We start from the raw sequence: 224 nt of genomic DNA on the forward strand, positions 1-224 counted from the left end.
ATGAACTCTACGAGTATCAAAGAGTTGCGAACAACGATTCCAGCCAAAGCAATCATGCCGATCATCGCTGTGGCGGTAAATAATACGGGTTCAGGCGCTCCTGCAATCACTCGTTCGCCAAAAAGGTTCAGCGCTGCAAAACCAGGCATAATACCGATAATCGTCAAAGGAATAGCCGACATAATAATCAAGGAAAGACGGACAGATTGTGTCTGTATCTTCAG

Annotated in this window: 1 protein-coding gene; it reads right to left on the reverse strand. The window is 45.5% G+C overall.

Annotation, left to right across the window (positions count from 1 at the left end):
• Window positions 1-224: efflux RND transporter permease subunit (locus A3761_RS05585; RefSeq protein ID WP_156491636.1), on the reverse strand; the 224-nt coding region annotated here is incomplete at both ends.

It is taken from the genome of Oleiphilus sp. HI0123 (assembly GCF_001635315.1).